1 protein-coding gene is annotated in these 725 nt (G+C 41.1%); it reads left to right on the top strand.

Features of this window, described 5'->3' with window-relative positions; translation table 11 throughout:
• On the top strand, window positions 1-725 hold a 725-nt coding region (locus tag ACNOHI_RS24835), incomplete at both ends, for a hypothetical protein (protein ID WP_420477403.1).

Below are 725 nucleotides of genomic sequence, written 5' to 3'. Positions count from 1 at the left end.
TTTAGCAAGCGAATTAAATGCAGACTACCAAGCGAATGTGTTCACACCAAAAGGATCTCAGGTCGAGGCTTGGATACTTGATGAGATTACGGTCGCAGCTAGAATGGAGATTGACTCATATTATTCAAATTATTTCCCTAATGCACAGTTATTGACAACCTATGATAATGTCAGTTCAACCAGAAGGTTTAATTGTCATGGGTATGCCTGGTATATGAGTGAACTTGCTGATCCATTAAGTTCTCCAAGATGGATCGGCACGACGTCAACTCAGGAAGATATATACATGACGGATGGAAGTTATACTCAAACTTCCGGTGAAAGATATCCAGGAAAGGTTTCTTACGCTTCGGATGATCATTCAGCAATAACAACAAATCAACCGGGATGGTTTATATCAAAGTGGGGACAAGCAATACTGTGCAGACATCGTTGGGATGATACTCCCTATAATGAATCGTCATTAAAGTATTATGTAAAACCTGTACCTCCACCTTTGATTAATGGATTTGGCAGTTATAGCTATGCGGTCCCTGGTATTCTACCATCAACATTGGAGAAAGCTGCTTCGGGGACAATTACAGCAACACCCGGACAGAGTATAACCGTTAGTGAACGTTTAGACTACACTGTTACAAATCCACAGACAGCCTCTTACCATATTATGGAAACAACCATACAAGGGGCTACCTTTACGGACGGATCTAACTTGATCTACTCCTCAT

The sequence above is a fragment of the Noviherbaspirillum sp. ST9 genome, from assembly GCF_048799745.1.
Taxonomy (GTDB): domain Bacteria; phylum Pseudomonadota; class Gammaproteobacteria; order Burkholderiales; family Burkholderiaceae_D; genus Noviherbaspirillum.
The sequence above is the reverse complement of the archived record's forward strand: the minus strand, read 5'-3'. Positions and strand labels throughout refer to the sequence as shown.